The organism is Neisseria sp. P0009.S007, assembly GCF_051962515.1.
In genome coordinates this window covers 1-237 of sequence record NZ_JBQCVF010001275.1, presented here as the reverse complement: position 1 = coordinate 237, position 237 = coordinate 1, and the positions used below count along the sequence as shown (strand labels likewise).

Annotated in this window: 1 protein-coding gene; it reads left to right on the top strand. The window is 44.3% G+C overall.

The genetic code is table 11. The features are described from left to right. Positions 1-237 (top strand): LolA family protein (locus tag ACTHS3_RS18590; RefSeq protein ID WP_440368882.1); only part of this gene is annotated, 237 nt, incomplete at both ends.

The following is a 237-nucleotide window of genomic DNA, read 5'->3' as shown; positions in this document are numbered from 1 at the left end:
CTCGACCTTTTGGGCGGCAATACCCAAGGCTTGGAAAAACAATTTGATTTGAAATTAAACGGCAACGAGAAAAAATGGACGTTGACCTTAACTCCGAAAACCGCCATTACCCGCCAAATCTTCAACCGTATCGAAATCAACGGCGATACGCTGGTACGAAAAATCGAATTGGACGAAAAGCAAGGCGACAAAACCATCATGCAGTTCAACCAAATCCAAACCGATAAAGCTCTGGAC